Genomic DNA, 15,558 nt, shown 5'->3' on the forward strand with positions numbered 1-15,558 from the left:
AATCCCTACATACTTAATCCGCCGTCTACTGGAATTACTGTTCCCGTAATGTACGACGCTTTTTCAGAACATAAAAACGCAACCAAATCTGCCACTTCTTCAGGCAGCCCAGCGCGTTTCATCGGTATTGCCTGCATTAAAGCTTCCCTTCCGGCTTCAGGCATTGAGTCTGTCATGTCTGTTTTTATTAATCCAGGCGCAACCGCATTGCATGTGATTCCGCGGCCTGCCAATTCCTTTGCAACACTTTTAGTTATGCCTATAAGTCCTGCTTTTGATGCCGAATAATTGGCCTGGCCGACATTTCCCATTATTCCGGCCACTGAAGAAATGTTTACTATCCTTCCTTCCCTTGCACGGATAAATCCACCATAAGTATGCCTTATAAGATTAAAAGCGCCCTTTAAATTTACGCTTATCACACGGTCAAAATCATCTTCACCCATTCGGGCAGTAAGTTTGTCGCGCGTTATTCCGGCGTTGTTTATAAGTGCAAAAATTAGGCCTAAATCGCTTTCTACTTGCTTAACCAACTCAGCAGCTTTATTGAAATCAGATACGTCACAAAGATAACATTTAGCTTTAACACCTAATTTTTCGGCCATCTGCCTCGTCTCTTCCGCCGCAGAAGCATTGCCGCCGTATATAATGGCTATGTCCGCCCCGTTTTCTGCGAGCTTTAATGCAATTGCTCTTCCGATACCGCGCGAAGCTCCACTTACTAAAGCAACTTTACCTTTAAGCATGGCTCTCTCCTTTCAAAATTTCAACCGTATTTGCAAGGCTTTTTTTATCTTCAACGTTTAATATGGCTTCAGCCCCGCCTATCTTTTTAACAAGCCCGGACAAAGTCTTCCCTGCGCCGACCTCAACAAACCGGTCGTACCCGTCTTGAATCATGCGTTCTATACTTGCCTGCCATAATACTGGGCTCTTAACCTGGTCTGCCATAAGCTTAACCAAATCCCCTTCATATGGAGCTGCAGTAGCATTTGCGTATAAAGGAATATTCGCCTGTTTAAACTCAAAAGATTTAGCGTAATCAAATAGTGCCACGCTAGCTTCTTCCATAAACGGCGAGTGAAACGCTCCGCTGACTTTAAGGCGTACATATCTTCCGCCTGCTTCAAGCACTTTTTTTTCAAATTCGTCTAACTGTTCGGTTGAACCAGATACTACATTTTGAAATGGACAATTTAAATTAACTAAAAATAATGAATTATACCGGTTTAATAATTTTCTAACGTCCTCAGTATCCAGTTTTAAAACAGCTGTCATTGCCCCTGGATGCCTTTTCGCAGCGCTCTGCATCAGCTCCGCCCTTTTCAAGACCAATAAAAATGCCTCTTTAAATGAAAGTATACCACAAAAACCGAGTGCTGCAAGTTCTCCAAGCGAAAATCCTGCTGAAGCCTCAGCATTGATACCCGCTTCTGTCAGTGCGGCAGCGCTTGCATAATCTACGGTAAAAAGACACGGCTGAGTGTTTTTTGTGATTGACAGTTCATTCATATCTCCGTTGAAGCATTGTTCAATAGTTCCTGGCCTAATGGTCTCAGCACTGTCAAAGACCTTCTTTGCTGCTGGAGATATTTCATAGAGTTCTTTTCCCATGCCCGGATACTGTGCGCCCTGCCCTGCAAACAAAAACGCTACTTTACCCATTGGCATGCATCCTTTAAGACTTCTTCAGCCTGATTAAACATATTAGATATAATGTCGGCAGCGGGCAATTCATCCTTTATCATAGCGGCTACCTGCCCTGCCATGAAACATCCTTCTTTATCATCGCCTTCACGCGCAGCCTTTCTAAGTGCTCCGGCACCAAATCGTTCTATTTCCTCATTTGAAATGCTGCTGTCATATTCCATATCGAAAAACTTACGTGTAAAGGGTGTTTTAAGTGCACGTACCGGATGCCCCAAGCGTTTTCCAGTAGTTATTGTATCGATATCACGTGCCTTTATAATACGCGCTTTATAATTAGAATGAATAGTACACTCTTTTGCCGTCAAAAAACGCGTTCCGCACTGGACTCCCTTTGCCCCAAGCATCATTACGGCAGCTATCCCGCGACCGTCTGCAATTCCTCCAGCTGCTATAACCGGAATAGATACGGCGTCACATATCTGCGGCACTAACGCCATAGTATTAATTTCTCCTATATGCCCGCCAGACTCTCCGCCTTCTGCTATTACGGCGCGTGCTCCCATCTTCTCAACCATTCTTGCAACTGCAATAGATGGTACTACAGGAGCTGCTTTTATTCCAGCTTCTACCCATTTCTTCATATATTTAGATGGCAGCCCTGCACCAGTAGTGACAACTGGGACTTTTTCATCTATCACCACTTGTGCAACATCATCCGCATATGGGCTCATAAGCATTATATTTACCCCGAACGTTTTATCTGTCATAGTCCTGCATTTGCGGATTTCTTCACGCAGATAGTCTGCATCGGCATTCATAGCGGAAATAATCCCAAGCCCTCCTGCGTTTGATACCGCACTTGCTAAAGAGGCATCGGATACCCATGCCATTCCACCTTGAAATATTGGATATTTTATCCCGAATATATCGCATATTTGAGTATGCAGCATATTATTTACCCCCGTCTATTAAATTAACTAAGTCCCCTACTGTTTTTAAATTTTCGTTCATCTCAATTGTAACTCCAAGCTCATCTTCAATATTCATGACCAATTCAACTGTATCAAGAGAGTCAAGTTCCAAATCCTGAAATGTACTTTCCATCTTAATTTCACTTGCGTCCATATCCTTGTGATCTGCAAGGATCTTTGCTACCTTTTCAAACGTCATCTTTTATTCCTCCATTTACAATTATAATATATAATGTTTATTATTGCATCGGCTAATTAAGCCGGTGAAAACGGTATTATTAGCTACCCCATGTAATTAAACATGCTCCCGCCGTTAGTCCCGCGCCAAATGCGCTCATAGCCAGGTAATCTCCACTCGATAGCTTCCCGCTCCTGTTAAGTTCATCCAGTAAAAGCGGTATACTTGCAGAAGAGGTGTTTCCGTATTTATCAATATTTGTAGGGAATTTTTCTTCTGGCTGTTTAAGCCTTGAGCGTACTGCTTCTAAAATACGTTTATTAGCTTGATGCAGTAAAAAGAATTTTATTTTACTCAAATCAGTTCCTTGCGATTTAATCAGGCGCTTTAACCCAACTGTTGATATTGAAACGGCAAACTTATAAACGTCCTGTCCTTGCATATGCATCAAAGATCCTTCGGGATAAGATTTAGTATACGGGCAGTTCCCCGGGGGATTATACGAATATATAACTTCTGAATCTGGTAAGCTTTCTATCTGAAACGCAGCTTTCCTGCACCCACCGTGTGTTACTATAGTGGCAGCTGCTGCATCTCCAAATAATACGCATGTAGACCGATCTTTCCAATCTGCTAAGCGCGATGCGTTTTCTGCACAAAGTATTAAAATATTCTTATATTTTCCGGATTCAATAAAAGCATTTGCCATCTCAAGTGCATATATAAATCCTACACATGCACCGTTTATATCTATACACGGGCAAAAAACCTTTAATTTCTCCGCCACCACACAACTAAGGGCTGGAGTAACATACGAACTATATACATTAGAACATATTATATAATCGATATCTTTGGGCTTTAATCCTGCCATTTTAAGTGCATTTAAACATGCCCTAGCCCCTAGTTCTTCAATAGTTTCGTCTGATAAAATATGTCTGCTGTTAATACCCGTCCTAGTATTAATCCATTCGTCGCTGGTGTCTAAAAAAGTGGCTAAATCACCATTTGAAACCGACAGTTTGGGTACAGCGCTTCCCGTTCCTATTATTTTCATATTCAAGTCCTCTCTATAAAAACATTTTAATTATTGTTTAATTTTGTTTAATTTTTTATTTTGCCATTACATCTTGTGCCGTTCTTCTTAAAAATGTATCTAAATTTTTAAGCGCATTGAAAATCATAGGGCGATCTTCTTCTTTTATATCATGCAGGAGCGACCTCACCATCTGTTCATGAAAATGCCTGTGTGCTGCATCTGCTCTACGGCCCTCACGTGTAAGAGCTACATTTACTACCCTTGCATCTTCGGCAGAACGTATTTTTTTTACATACTGCTTTTTCTCAAGTTTTTTAATAGCAACAGTAACCGTAGGAAGAGTTACCTTTTGGCTTTGTGCTATTTCGCTTATTGAACATCCTTTATTGCCTTTTCTACCAACCGTCTCAAGTATATGAAGTTCACTTATACCAAGATCTCGGTTCACGCTCTTTAGCATTTCCTCTTCAACTCTTATTATTGTGCTATAAATATCTACTAATATATCATTTACTTGGTTATTAAACAAATTCGGCATAAGGCCTCCCAAATTAAAAAATGTAGTTCATTTGCTTTTTAATATATAAACCTCTTATATACCTTATTGCAAATATCCCTATATTAAAATCCATCCTTAAAACACCTAATTAGTTAGTTTAACTAATTATAAAGACGATGATTATTTTTGTCAAGAAATCTTAAGCTCTTTATACTACCTAATAAATATGTGCTTTAAATAGAGTAAATAATAAAAATCTGGTTAAATAAAAAAGCCTTCGTTTTGTTAACGAAGGCTTTTTTATTTAAGAGACAAATCATATATCTAGAATTTCTTTATTTAGTTCAATAAGTTTCTGAATGCGCTCTATTCTTTGTTCCTGAATACTTATGATGTTTTTGTATGCTGTCTTTATTGCTTCATAATTTTTGTTCTGTTTCATAGTTCTTAAATTTTGTCTATTTTTTTCCATCGATGCATTTGAATTTTTAAGTGTAGTATTGCACTCTTTGATCTGCGACATAATTCTTTGCATTTCCTGAATCTGCTCCTCTGTAACAGAGTCAATATCTTCCTTATAATTCTCAATGCATACCTGTGCCTGTTGGCGTACTGTGTTCAATTCACGGGTTAATGATTTAATCTGTTCCTTATTAGCAACTATTTCATTTACAAGAGGCTTTATCTCCTCTATATATTGGCTTCTTGTTTTCATGCCATTAGATGTGGTGCTCGAACTATTATTCCCGTTAGCAGCATATGCAACTGATCCTGTAAATACTGTAAAGATAAAAACTACTGAAAGTATTATAGCTATTCTTTTTTTCATTTTAATTCTCCTCTCTAATCGATATCGTCAACGTCTAAATCTGAATCGTTGAGATCCTGAAGGTCATTGACATTATCTAGGGCACTGTCCAATTCGCTTGATAAATCATTTAATATTTCTTCTTTTTCTTTATCAGAAACGGTATTAGATGATTTTGCAATAATTGAAGAATCTGTCTGCCCTTCACCTTCGTTAAGCGATGCACTAGGCGATGTGGTACTTACATTATCGGTCTGTGTTTGACTTGCGCTTTCGTTGTTTTCGCCTGCGCAGGCACTAAAAAGCATGACACAAAATACAATTGTCAAACATACGTATAAGATCTTTTTCATAACACCCTCCTTGCTTTAGCTTAAATGTATTATATTTTTAAGGTGTAAAACTCAATCAGATTAAATGTAAACAGTTTGTAAACGTTATAAAGCAGGTATTTCAAAAGAAATTTGAGTACCTTCCCCCACTTTGCTCTTAACCTCTAAATGTCCGCCATGAGCTTCTACATATGTTTTTACAATGCAAAGTCCTAAACCAAAACCGTCTTTTCCTTTAGTCACGTCTGCCCTAAAATACCTGTCGAATATATGAGGTATATCCTCTGGCGGTATGCCAGCGCCGGTATCTTTTACTGAAACTTTGATTTTATCTTTAAATTGTTCTGCATTTACAGTTACTATACTATTTTCGTCAGAATACTTGATAGAATTATTAATAAGGTTATATAAAATCTGTTCTATTTTTTTAGCATCTGCATGAAGTTTAATATCTTTAGACACATTGGTTACTATTTTAATCTGTTTATCTATAGCAATTTGCTTATTTGCTTTTACAGCATTATCTACAATTCGCCTTAGGTTAAAGGTATTTTTATTAAGCTCAATATTCCCGGATTGGATCTTTGCAGTTTCCAGTATCTCTCCGGTTAAACTTATAAGGCGTTTTGTCTCCTGGCGTATTATACCTATATACTTAAGATAATCCTCCGGTTTTATAACTCCGTCGTACATTCCGCTTATAAACCCATTTATACTGGTTATTGGTGTGCGAAGATCATGAGAAATATTGGCAATTAAATTCTGCCGCAGTTCCTCATTCTTAATTAATTTTCCCTTCATACTATTAAAGGAAGAAGCAAGGCTGCCAAGCTCATCTTTAGAACGTATCTTTATATCTTCAACTTGCTCCCCTTCCGACATTTTTCTGGATGCTGTATCTATCTCCTTTATAGGCCTTACTATTCTCTTTGAAAATAGGTATATGATAAAGCCGCCTATCAAAACAAATGCTGCTGCAGTCAGCAATATTATTATGCGGATATTACTGACAATAGACGATATCTCCTTCTCGGGAGAAAAAAGCAAGATAGCGCCCTTTATGCCACTCGAATCTGCCCACGGATAAGCTTCGACAAGCATCTGCGCCTCAAATCCTTTAGAGTACTGCCTAACTAGGAAGACTTCTTCCCCTTCTAAAACTTTATCAATCGCATTCCTTAAATAATCGTCACCAAGTTCATCTCCTAAACTGATGTTACCTGAATCATCTGTTTTTACAATATAAATCTTGGTATCAGTTATATATCCCATAGAATCTATTAACTCAGTCAGCTGAGAGTTGCTTATTTCTCCATTTGAATAATCGTTTGCTATACTATTAGTTTTATAGGCAACACTTTGAAGCACACCTTTTTTTTCATTGTAAACATAATTATCTGCAAGTGAAGAAATTGTCACAGTAAGCACTATCATGACAAGTATCAAAATAGAAAGATAAGTAACAAATATTTTTTGAAATATACTTTTAAACATCTTACTTGCCCTCAAGCTTATAGCCAACGCCCCACACTGTCTTGATATCCCAGCTATCGCCTTTATCTAAAAGCTTTTTTCGCAATGTTTTAATATGGACATCCACAGTTCTCGTGTCTCCTGAAAATTCATAATTCCATACTTTCTGTAAAAGCGTATCCCTTGACATAACGATATTTTTATTTAATAAAAGAAAATGTAAAAGTTTAACTTCCTTTGGCTTTAAATCAACATGCTTATCACTTTTTTTAACCTCATACGCATCTATATTCACCGTAACTTTCCCGATTTTGAGTATACTGTTTGTATTACTGCCTTCCTTAACCTTAGGTTTACGTAATCGTGCATTTATCCTGGCAATAACTTCTACAGGCTCGAATGGTTTAACAATATAATCATCTGCCCCGCAGTTAAATCCCTGTATTTTATCTTTCAACATATCGCGTGCCGTTATCATTATCACTGGTATATCCTTTTTTTCTTTAATAAACTGGCAAAGTTCATATCCCTTCACATCAGGCAGCATTACATCTAAGAGGATTATGTCGTATGTATTAACCAGTAGGTTATCCCTGGCACTTTTTGCATCGTTGCATATATTTATTTCAAATCCCGCGTTAAGTAAATAAAGCTCTAATAACTCACAGATATTCTTATCGTCATCTACAACTAAAATTTTACTTTTTTCCATTTATTTCACCTAATTGTTTTTTTATATTTTAACATATTTTAATATAAAATTAGAATATTGTAAATTATTGGTAAGAAACTTAATCATTACTTTAATAAAAAAGCGAAGAGTCAATCACCCTCCGCTTTTTATTAATATGCATAAGCTTATCTTCGTTTGTCCTTCTCCTTAATAAAGTCGCGCGCTTTTTTCATCCCGCCTGCTTCCTTAAACATTGCATTTAACTTTTCGGTTTCTATCTGCTTAAAAGAAAGCCCGTCATAACGTGCTTCTTTTTTAAGTTTCTGGTAATTCTTAAAACGCCTTTCATCCAGCTTGCCCGATGCAATAGCTTTAAGTACTGCACATCCCGGTTCGCAGACATGTGTACAATCATTAAATCTGCATTGCGAAATGAGTTCGTCTATATCGGCAAAAGATTTAGACAAATCTACAGCCTCTACGCCAAGCTCCCTCATTCCGGGGGTGTCTATCACTATACCGCCCTGCGGGAGTATAAGTAGTTCCCGCCGGGTTGTTGTATGGCGGCCCTTACCATCTCCCCTGACAGCTGATGTAGCCATAACGTCTCTTCCTGCCAGCAGGTTTATCAAAGTGGATTTTCCAACGCCGGATGAACCTATAAACGATGCGGTTACTCCGGGCTGCAAATAATATAGTAGCTTTAAATAGAAATCCTTATCAATACTTGATGTAGTAATAATATCAACGCCTATTGCGGCAGAGGAAACTTCAGATAGTGTGCTTGTCAAATTTTCGCATAAATCTGATTTGGTCAATACAACTACTGGTATTGCACCGCTGTCCCACGCGACAGAAAGGTACCTTTCTAAGCGGCTTAAATTGTAGTCGTCTTTTAGTGACATACAGATAAACACGAAGTCAATATTAGCTGCAACAACCTGCGTTTGATTGACAAGGCCAACAGCGATACGTTCAAAAGAGCTTTTCCGCGTTAAAACCTTTCGAATAACTGCATTTCCAGAGTGCATCACCTCACGGTCGACCATTACAAAATCGCCGACTGCAGGATAATTAAAAAGGCGTAAAGCTTCATGCCTGAATTTTCCGGATACTTCGGCAAATCCCTCGCTTTTGTCTGTAATTATTCGATAAAGGTCTTTATACTGCGATATAACTCTTGCCATGTTCAAATCCGGAAACAAGGTGGCTTCAGCAAAGAAACGGTCGCTTGCTCCATATTTTTTTAATTTATTCAAATTTATTACCTCCGTAACTGAAATAATTTTAATAAATGGAGGTATAATGAATTAAATCCTTATCTTACATATACCTCCTCGCCAAAAACAATCTCCAGTTTACGAGTTTTATTTAACATAAATCATTTCTCCTTTTCTTTTTTATATAATACTTTTTATAACCTTAGTTATTTATGGGTATGATAAAATTCTCTAAGTTCTTCTTTTGTTTTTGTATCTAGATAATGCCATCGGATACCTTTAATTGCACCCTCTAGAGCTGAAAGTCGCATTAAGCAAGCCGACGAGTCGATAGCCTTGATACGAAGCCAAGTGTCGCGGCTGCCAATCACCTTTAGTTCCTCCGGCGTATTTATACCTACTTTATGAAGCTGATTTTCAAGTTTTTCACCTATGTTTGGCATTTTTGTAAGTTCGCTCATTTTAGTCTCTCCCATTCTGCTTGCTTAAAACCAACCAGAATAAAATCGTCTCCAATTAAAACAGGGCGTTTTACCAGCAAACCATCCGTAGCGAGTAAACGTAGCTGTTCATCTTCGCTCATATCCGGTAACCTCTCTTTTAATTTAAGAGATTTGTATTTTAGGCCACTGGTATTAAAGAACCTTTTTAGTTGTAACCCGCTTTTTTTATGCCACGCTTTTAGTTCATCGTAGCTTGGATTTGAAATTTTGATATCCCTAAAATCATATGAAATCTTATTGTTGTCAAGCCATTCCCTTGCCTTTTGGCAGGTAGTGCATCTAGGATAACATATAAATAACATTTTAGTATCCTCCCTTTGTAAAAAACTATTCGCTACTCTTTTTAGCATAAATATTTTCGCCTTTAAATATCTTTGGTTAACCAATTATATAAATGCTATATTATTTTTGTCAAGAAACCTCTTCTTTAATGCTATAAGCATCTCTTATCTAACAAAACAACCCTCTTTACGTATAGATCGCCTGTATGGGGACTACAAAGTTAAAGTCTACATTCAAACAGATACATAAGCGCACTATAACCGAATACATACAACAACGCCGAATAGGGCAAGCAGAACACCTGCTTTTCAATGCAGAACTTTCCATCGGGCAGATTGCCAAAGTCGTTGGATATAATGCAGCCGGCCGTTTTTCTGAACTTTTTAAAAAGAATACGGGGTTATTACCTAGCGAGTATAGAGCTTTAGCATTACGGAATACTAAAAATAACAGTTAAAAATGGTTAAGATTCCATTTAAGCTAATTTAAGTTCACCTATTGACGCAAAACAGTATCGGTCGTATAATATCGATATCAAGATATTGATGGAGGGTGTTATGGATCAAAACAAACAAGTAAAAGATCTTTCACTGCAAGCATTTCAAAGAATGCCCTATTACTTACAATATTTAAAAGAGCTCTATTCCGAAGGTGCTACAAGTGTTTCTGCCCCTAGCGTATCTTCACATTTTGGATTCAGTGAGATACAGGTTCGCAAAGATTTTGCGGCAGCCAGTTCTTCGCAAGGAAAACCAAAATATGGATTTGAAATTAAAGACTTAATTGATGACATAGAAAATCTGCTTGGATGCCAAAATACCAACGAAGCAGCTCTCGTCGGCGTTGGTTCTTTGGGCAGGGCCTTTTTGCAGTATGGCGGGTTCGACGCATACGGCCTAAAGATTGTAGCAGCATTTGATAAAAATGAAGAGTTAATAGGCAAAAATATACATGATAAATGTATCCTGTCCGTTGAAAAAATAAGCGATATTTGCCGCCGTATGAAAATACACATCGGCATCATCACTGTTCCTGCAGCGCAAGCTCAAATAGTTTGTGACCAGCTTGTTGCTGGAGGGGTGCTTGCCATTTGGAATTTTGCACAGGTTCATCTGTCCGTTCCTAAAGATATCCTTGTCCAAAACGAAAATATGGCAGCTTCTCTTGCCCTACTTTCTAAACATCTGCGTGAAAAAATGCAGAAAGGTAAGCTGGTGACTCCATGAATACCATGTTTTTTAAATATGCTATAGAAGTACAACGCACCCGTTCCATTACGCAGGCTGCGGAAAATCTTTTTATGGCGCAGCCTAACTTAAGCAAAGCAATCAAAGAAGCCGAGGATACTTTAGGTTATGCCATTTTTGAAAGAACTTCCAAAGGCGTTGTTCCTACAGTTAAGGGTAGTACATTCCTTGAACACGCACGCGAAATTTTAAAACAGCTTGAAAAAATGGAAGCAATCGGTAACAGCGATAACGAAAATGTACAGAGACTGAGTGTCTCAATGCCGCGGGGCAGTTATATTTCAAAAGCGCTTATTCGCTTCACAGAAGCATTAGACCAATCAAAGGGTATGGAACTCAATATACTGGAGACTGGTTCTGTTAAAACGATAAACAATGTAGTAGATGGGACATTTAAAATTGGAATCATCCGTTACCAAACCGTTTACGAACAGTATTTTCAAAATTTTCTGGCAGAAAAAAACTTATGCAGCGATCTCATTTGGGAATTCAGTTATCTTGCTCTTATGTCTAAGCAGCATATACTAGCAAACAAAAACGTAATTTCGCCACAGGATCTACGCAAGTCTATTGAAATTATACACGGAGATACCGTCGTTCCTTATTTAACTACGGATAAAGACAAGCTTAAGAAAAATCCGCCTACTAAAAAGAGGATTTATCTGTATGAAAGAGCAAACCAATTTGAACTGCTTTCGCTTATTCCTTCAACATTTATGTGGGTATCGCCTATACCGCAGGATATGCTTAAGCGTTATGGTCTTGTACAACGCAGATGTGATTTTCCCTCTAACAGTTATAAAGATGCATTAATTTATCAGAAAAAATATACTTTTTCCGAACTTGAAAAAAAGTTTATAGACAAAGTATATGAATCTAAAAATGAGGTTTCTTTAAGAGAATATCAATAAAAAAGATAGTAAAGATAGTATCGAATTTAATGGTTCGATACTATCTTTTTTTATGTCCATTTATTTTCCCCATTCTTAGAATTACACAAATTGGCTTTATTTACCGGCTATAATATGATTTATTTAATATTCTTATCAGTTTTATAATATCAATAATTATATATCGATATTCCAGTTTCGTATTATTAATAGATAAATATTATATAATTATATCAATATTAAATATACTAATCGCCATTCCCCTTTCGCAATATCAGCGTCGATATCCCTTTTGCAAAGGCTTTTATGACAATATAATCAATTAATCATTAGCTTAACTGCCATTATTGCAAATCATCATATATACAAATATATCTGTTTAATTTTCCATATCGATATTTAGATATCGATATTCCGTGTTTATATTTCCAATATAAAATGCACCGCACTAAACTATTAATAGATAAAAAAAGTTTAAATACCACGGCGCATAAATAATTTTATTAAACAGGAGGAACAAAATGAACAAAATTAATTCAATTCCAGAGCTGACTTTAAAAAGGCTGCCATTATATTTATCCTATTTAAAGACGCTGCCAAAAGATGCTCCTTCAAATATCTCCGCAACAGCAATTGCTGCCGACCTTGAAATAAACGATGTTCAGGTACGCAAAGATCTGGCTGCATTAGGTGATGGCGGAAGGCCCAAAATCGGCTATATCGTAGAAGAACTTATTAATGAAATAGAAAACTGTCTTGGATATAGAGATGCTCACAGTGCAGCACTGGTGGGCGTTAGCGATTTAGGACGCGCTTTGCTTTGTTACGATGGCTTTTGTGACTTCGGCATGAATATTGTCGTGGCGTTCGATAAGAACAAAGAGCTTGTCGGGACTCAGATAAATGGGAAACACATTTTGGCTCTTGAAAAGCTTGAAAATCTCTGTGAGCGCATGAAGACCAGGATTGGTATCATCACAGCTCCGGCAGAAGAGGCACAAGAAATCTGCGATATCCTTGTCTATGCAGGCGCTATTGCAATTTGGAACTTTACCACCAGCAAGTTAAATGTACCAGCCGATGTAATGGTTTTAAACGAGCATATCGAAGAATCTATTCCTATACTCACTCGATATGTAGAAGACACTATATAAAATACATTAAAACAAGGGAGATACCAACCATGCTAAAATTTAAAATTGTTAATGACATTGATACGCTAAAAATAGCATTAAAAACTGTACGGGACGCTGAAAAAAAATACGCGTCATATTCTCAAGAGCAAGTAGACGCAATTTTCAAGGCGGCCGCCCTTGCTGCAAACAAAGCAAGGATACCCCTTGCAAAAATGGCAGTTGATGAAACCGGTATGGGCGTTGTCGAGGATAAGGTGATAAAAAACAACTATGCTGCTGAATACATCTATAACGCCTACAAAAACACGAAAACCTGCGGCGTAATTGAAGAAGATACGGCTTTCGGGATCAAAAAAATCGCAGAACCTTTAGGTGTTATCGCAGCAGTCATCCCGACGACAAATCCCACTTCAACCGCGATATTTAAAATACTTTTGGCCTTAAAAACTAGAAACGGGATCATAATAAGCCCTCATCCAAGGGCAAAAGGAGCGACCATCGCAGCAGCAAAGTTGATCCTTGAAGCTGCTATCGAGGCCGGAGCTCCGGAAGGTATCATCAGATGGATAGATGTCCCTTCTTTAGAGATGACCAACCTGTTGATGAAGGAAGCTGATGTAATCCTTGCTACAGGCGGCCCAAGTATGGTAAGAGCCGCTTACTCAAGCGGGAAACCGGCAATAGGAGTAGGCCCTGGGAATACACCTGCAATTATAGACAGCAGTGCAAATATACCTCTTGCGGTAAATTCTATAATCCACTCTAAGACCTTCGACAACGGAATGATTTGTGCTTCTGAGCAGTCTGTAATCGTACTTGATAAAGTCTATACGGAGGTAAAGAATGAATTTTCCTATAGAGGCTGTTATTTCTTAAGTCCTGAAGAAACCGAAAAAGTAAGAAAAACAATAATTATAAATGGTGCTCTAAACGCAAAAATCGTCGGACAGACTGCATGTAAAATTGCTGAACTATCAGGTATCACAGTACCTGATAATACGAAGATACTCATCGGCGAGGTTACAAGCGTTGAGCTTTCAGAAGAATTCGCACATGAAAAACTGTCCCCCGTACTTGCGATGTACCGCGCGAAGAATTTCTCAGACGCACTTTTAAAAGCAGAACGTTTGATTGCCGATGGCGGTTATGGTCATACGTCCAGCGTTTATCTTAACGAGGTAATGGAAAAAGAGAAACTAGCAGAATTTTCTGAAAGAATGAAGACCTGCCGTATTCTTGTAAATACCCCTTCTTCGCACGGCGGTATAGGAGACCTATACAACTTTATGCTTACACCCTCTCTGACGCTTGGCTGCGGTTCCTGGGGTGGTAACTCTGTGAGCGATAACGTAGGTGTCAAGCATCTTATAAACATAAAGACCGTAGCTGAAAGGAGAGAAAATATGCTTTGGTTCCGTGCGCCTGAAAAGGTGTATCTTAAAAAGGGTTGTTTACCGGTTGCGTTAAACGAACTTAAATATGTAATGAACAAAAAGAAAGCATTCATTGTAACTGATAGTTTTCTTTATAACAATGGCTATACAAAACCCATCGAACAAAAGCTAGACGAAATGGGAATTACGTATACTACTTTTTCAAATGTAGCTCCAGATCCCACACTTGCCTGCGCCAAGGAAGGCGCCAAACTTATGACAGCCTTTGCCCCCGACGTAATAATTGCAGTCGGTGGCGGTTCAGCCATGGACGCAGGCAAAATCATGTGGGTAATGTACGAACATCCGGAAGCAGACTTTTTGGATATGGCAATGCGTTTTATCGATATCAGGAAAAGAGTATATACCTTCCCCCACATGGGAGATAAAGCGTATTTCATTGCTGTTCCAACCTCGGCCGGCACTGGTAGTGAAGTTACTCCGTTCGCAGTAATAACGGATGAAACCAGCGGCGTCAAGTATCCGCTTGCAGATTATGAGCTGATGCCGAAGATGGCTATTGTGGATGCAGATATGATGATGAACGCCCCTAAGGGATTAACCTCTGCCTCTGGTATTGACGCTTTAACACATGCCTTGGAAGCATATGCTTCCGTTATGGCAACAGATTATACAGACGGCCTTGCGCTTCGTTCTTTAAAAATGATTTTTGAATATCTGCCGCAGGCCTACGACAGTGCCGTTGCTGGCACAGCAGAACCTGTTTCCAGAGAAAAGATGGCCAATGCCGCTACCATGGCTGGTATGGCATTTGCAAATGCTTTCCTAGGCGTATGCCATTCAATGGCGCATAAACTTGGTGCTTTTCACCATCTGCCCCATGGTATTGCAAATGCTCTAATGATTAACGAGGTGCTTATCTTCAATGCTGTAGAAGCACCTAAGAAAATGGGTACGTTTTCACAATACGACCATCCGTATACCCTTGCACGTTATGCGCAAGTCGCAGATTACCTTGGAATAACAGGAAAGACAGATGAAGAAAAATTAAAAGGCCTTATAAAGAAAATCGACGAGCTTAAAGGCTATGTCGGTATTAAAAAAACAATTAAGGATTACGGTATAGATGAAAAGGATTTCTTAAAGCGTCTTGATGAAATGACAGAGCAGGCCTTCGACGACCAGTGCACGGGCGCCAATCCGAGATATCCATTAATGAGTGAAATCAAGCAAATGTATTTAAACGCATACTACGGTAAATAA

At 38.4% G+C, this 15,558-nt stretch carries 17 protein-coding genes and 1 pseudogene; 5 read left to right on the forward strand and 13 right to left on the reverse strand.

Features of this window, described 5'->3' with window-relative positions; all coding sequences use genetic code 11:
- Nucleotides 1-5 precede the first annotated feature (5 nt).
- The 13 genes from fabG to R2876_07800 all read right to left on the reverse strand — a co-directional run bounded on the left by fabG (nucleotide 6) and on the right by R2876_07800 (nucleotide 9,648).
- Nucleotides 6-746: a 3-oxoacyl-[acyl-carrier-protein] reductase gene (gene fabG, locus R2876_07740; protein ID MEZ4358482.1), complete on the reverse strand. Its 741-nt coding sequence runs from the start codon at nucleotides 744-746 to the stop codon at nucleotides 6-8.
- Complete coding sequence (locus R2876_07745) at nucleotides 739-1,665, reverse strand: ACP S-malonyltransferase (protein MEZ4358483.1); 927 nt, start codon at nucleotides 1,663-1,665, stop codon at nucleotides 739-741. The genes fabG and R2876_07745 overlap by 8 nt, the downstream gene beginning before the upstream one ends.
- A complete protein-coding gene (fabK, locus tag R2876_07750) occupies nucleotides 1,653-2,600 on the reverse strand; it encodes an enoyl-[acyl-carrier-protein] reductase FabK (GenBank protein ID MEZ4358484.1) in 948 nt (315 codons plus the stop codon). The genes R2876_07745 and fabK overlap by 13 nt, the downstream gene beginning before the upstream one ends.
- Before the next feature lies 1 nt (nucleotide 2,601).
- Nucleotides 2,602-2,820, reverse strand: a complete 219-nt coding sequence (locus R2876_07755) for an acyl carrier protein (GenBank protein MEZ4358485.1) — start codon at nucleotides 2,818-2,820, stop codon at nucleotides 2,602-2,604.
- A 79-nt stretch (nucleotides 2,821-2,899) separates the two neighbouring features.
- Nucleotides 2,900-3,856 (reverse strand): ketoacyl-ACP synthase III, encoded by a 957-nt coding sequence (locus R2876_07760; GenBank protein MEZ4358486.1) that lies wholly within the window; start codon nucleotides 3,854-3,856, stop codon nucleotides 2,900-2,902.
- Between the two features lie 55 nt (nucleotides 3,857-3,911).
- On the reverse strand, nucleotides 3,912-4,376 hold the full coding sequence (locus R2876_07765) for a MarR family transcriptional regulator (GenBank protein ID MEZ4358487.1): 465 nt from the start codon (nucleotides 4,374-4,376) through the stop codon (nucleotides 3,912-3,914).
- A 277-nt stretch (nucleotides 4,377-4,653) separates the two neighbouring features.
- The gene (locus R2876_07770; protein MEZ4358488.1) at nucleotides 4,654-5,166 is read right to left on the reverse strand and encodes a hypothetical protein; all 513 of its coding nucleotides are present in this window, start codon (nucleotides 5,164-5,166) and stop codon (nucleotides 4,654-4,656) included.
- Nucleotides 5,167-5,180: 14 nt separating this feature from the next.
- Complete coding sequence (locus R2876_07775; protein MEZ4358489.1) at nucleotides 5,181-5,498, reverse strand: hypothetical protein; 318 nt, start codon at nucleotides 5,496-5,498, stop codon at nucleotides 5,181-5,183.
- A gap of 84 nt (nucleotides 5,499-5,582) precedes the next feature.
- Nucleotides 5,583-6,971 (reverse strand): HAMP domain-containing sensor histidine kinase, encoded by a 1,389-nt coding sequence (locus R2876_07780; protein ID MEZ4358490.1) that lies wholly within the window; start codon nucleotides 6,969-6,971, stop codon nucleotides 5,583-5,585.
- Nucleotide 6,972: 1 nt separating this feature from the next.
- Nucleotides 6,973-7,662: a response regulator transcription factor gene (locus R2876_07785; protein MEZ4358491.1), complete on the reverse strand. Its 690-nt coding sequence runs from the start codon at nucleotides 7,660-7,662 to the stop codon at nucleotides 6,973-6,975.
- 146 nt (nucleotides 7,663-7,808) lie between these two features.
- Entirely contained in the window at nucleotides 7,809-8,882 is a 1,074-nt protein-coding gene (gene rsgA, locus R2876_07790; protein MEZ4358492.1) for a ribosome small subunit-dependent GTPase A, read from the reverse strand.
- A 167-nt stretch (nucleotides 8,883-9,049) separates the two neighbouring features.
- Entirely contained in the window at nucleotides 9,050-9,304 is a 255-nt protein-coding gene (locus R2876_07795) for a TfoX/Sxy family protein (protein ID MEZ4358493.1), read from the reverse strand.
- Nucleotides 9,301-9,648 carry an arsenate reductase family protein gene (locus R2876_07800; GenBank protein MEZ4358494.1) on the reverse strand — a complete coding sequence of 116 codons (348 nt, stop codon included), beginning with the start codon at nucleotides 9,646-9,648 and terminating at the stop codon, nucleotides 9,301-9,303. Before R2876_07800 ends, R2876_07795 begins: the two co-directional genes overlap by 4 nt.
- Before the next feature lie 176 nt (nucleotides 9,649-9,824).
- On the opposite strand from R2876_07800, the pseudogene R2876_07805 reads away from it, so the two are divergent.
- The 5 genes and pseudogenes from R2876_07805 to adhE all read left to right on the forward strand — a co-directional run bounded on the left by R2876_07805 (nucleotide 9,825) and on the right by adhE (nucleotide 15,558).
- Nucleotides 9,825-10,085: pseudogene (locus tag R2876_07805) on the forward strand (helix-turn-helix domain-containing protein).
- A 100-nt stretch (nucleotides 10,086-10,185) separates the two neighbouring features.
- The gene (locus R2876_07810) at nucleotides 10,186-10,854 is read left to right on the forward strand and encodes a redox-sensing transcriptional repressor Rex (GenBank protein MEZ4358495.1); all 669 of its coding nucleotides are present in this window, start codon (nucleotides 10,186-10,188) and stop codon (nucleotides 10,852-10,854) included.
- Nucleotides 10,851-11,786, forward strand: a complete 936-nt coding sequence (locus tag R2876_07815) for a LysR family transcriptional regulator (GenBank protein ID MEZ4358496.1) — start codon at nucleotides 10,851-10,853, stop codon at nucleotides 11,784-11,786. Before R2876_07810 ends, R2876_07815 begins: the two co-directional genes overlap by 4 nt.
- 500 nt (nucleotides 11,787-12,286) lie before the next feature.
- Complete coding sequence (locus tag R2876_07820; protein MEZ4358497.1) at nucleotides 12,287-12,919, forward strand: redox-sensing transcriptional repressor Rex; 633 nt, start codon at nucleotides 12,287-12,289, stop codon at nucleotides 12,917-12,919.
- A 29-nt stretch (nucleotides 12,920-12,948) separates the two neighbouring features.
- Entirely contained in the window at nucleotides 12,949-15,558 is a 2,610-nt protein-coding gene (adhE, locus tag R2876_07825; GenBank protein MEZ4358498.1) for a bifunctional acetaldehyde-CoA/alcohol dehydrogenase, read from the forward strand.

The organism is Eubacteriales bacterium, from assembly GCA_041390245.1.
Taxonomy (GTDB): Bacteria; Bacillota; Clostridia; order Christensenellales; family JAWKQI01; genus JAWKQI01.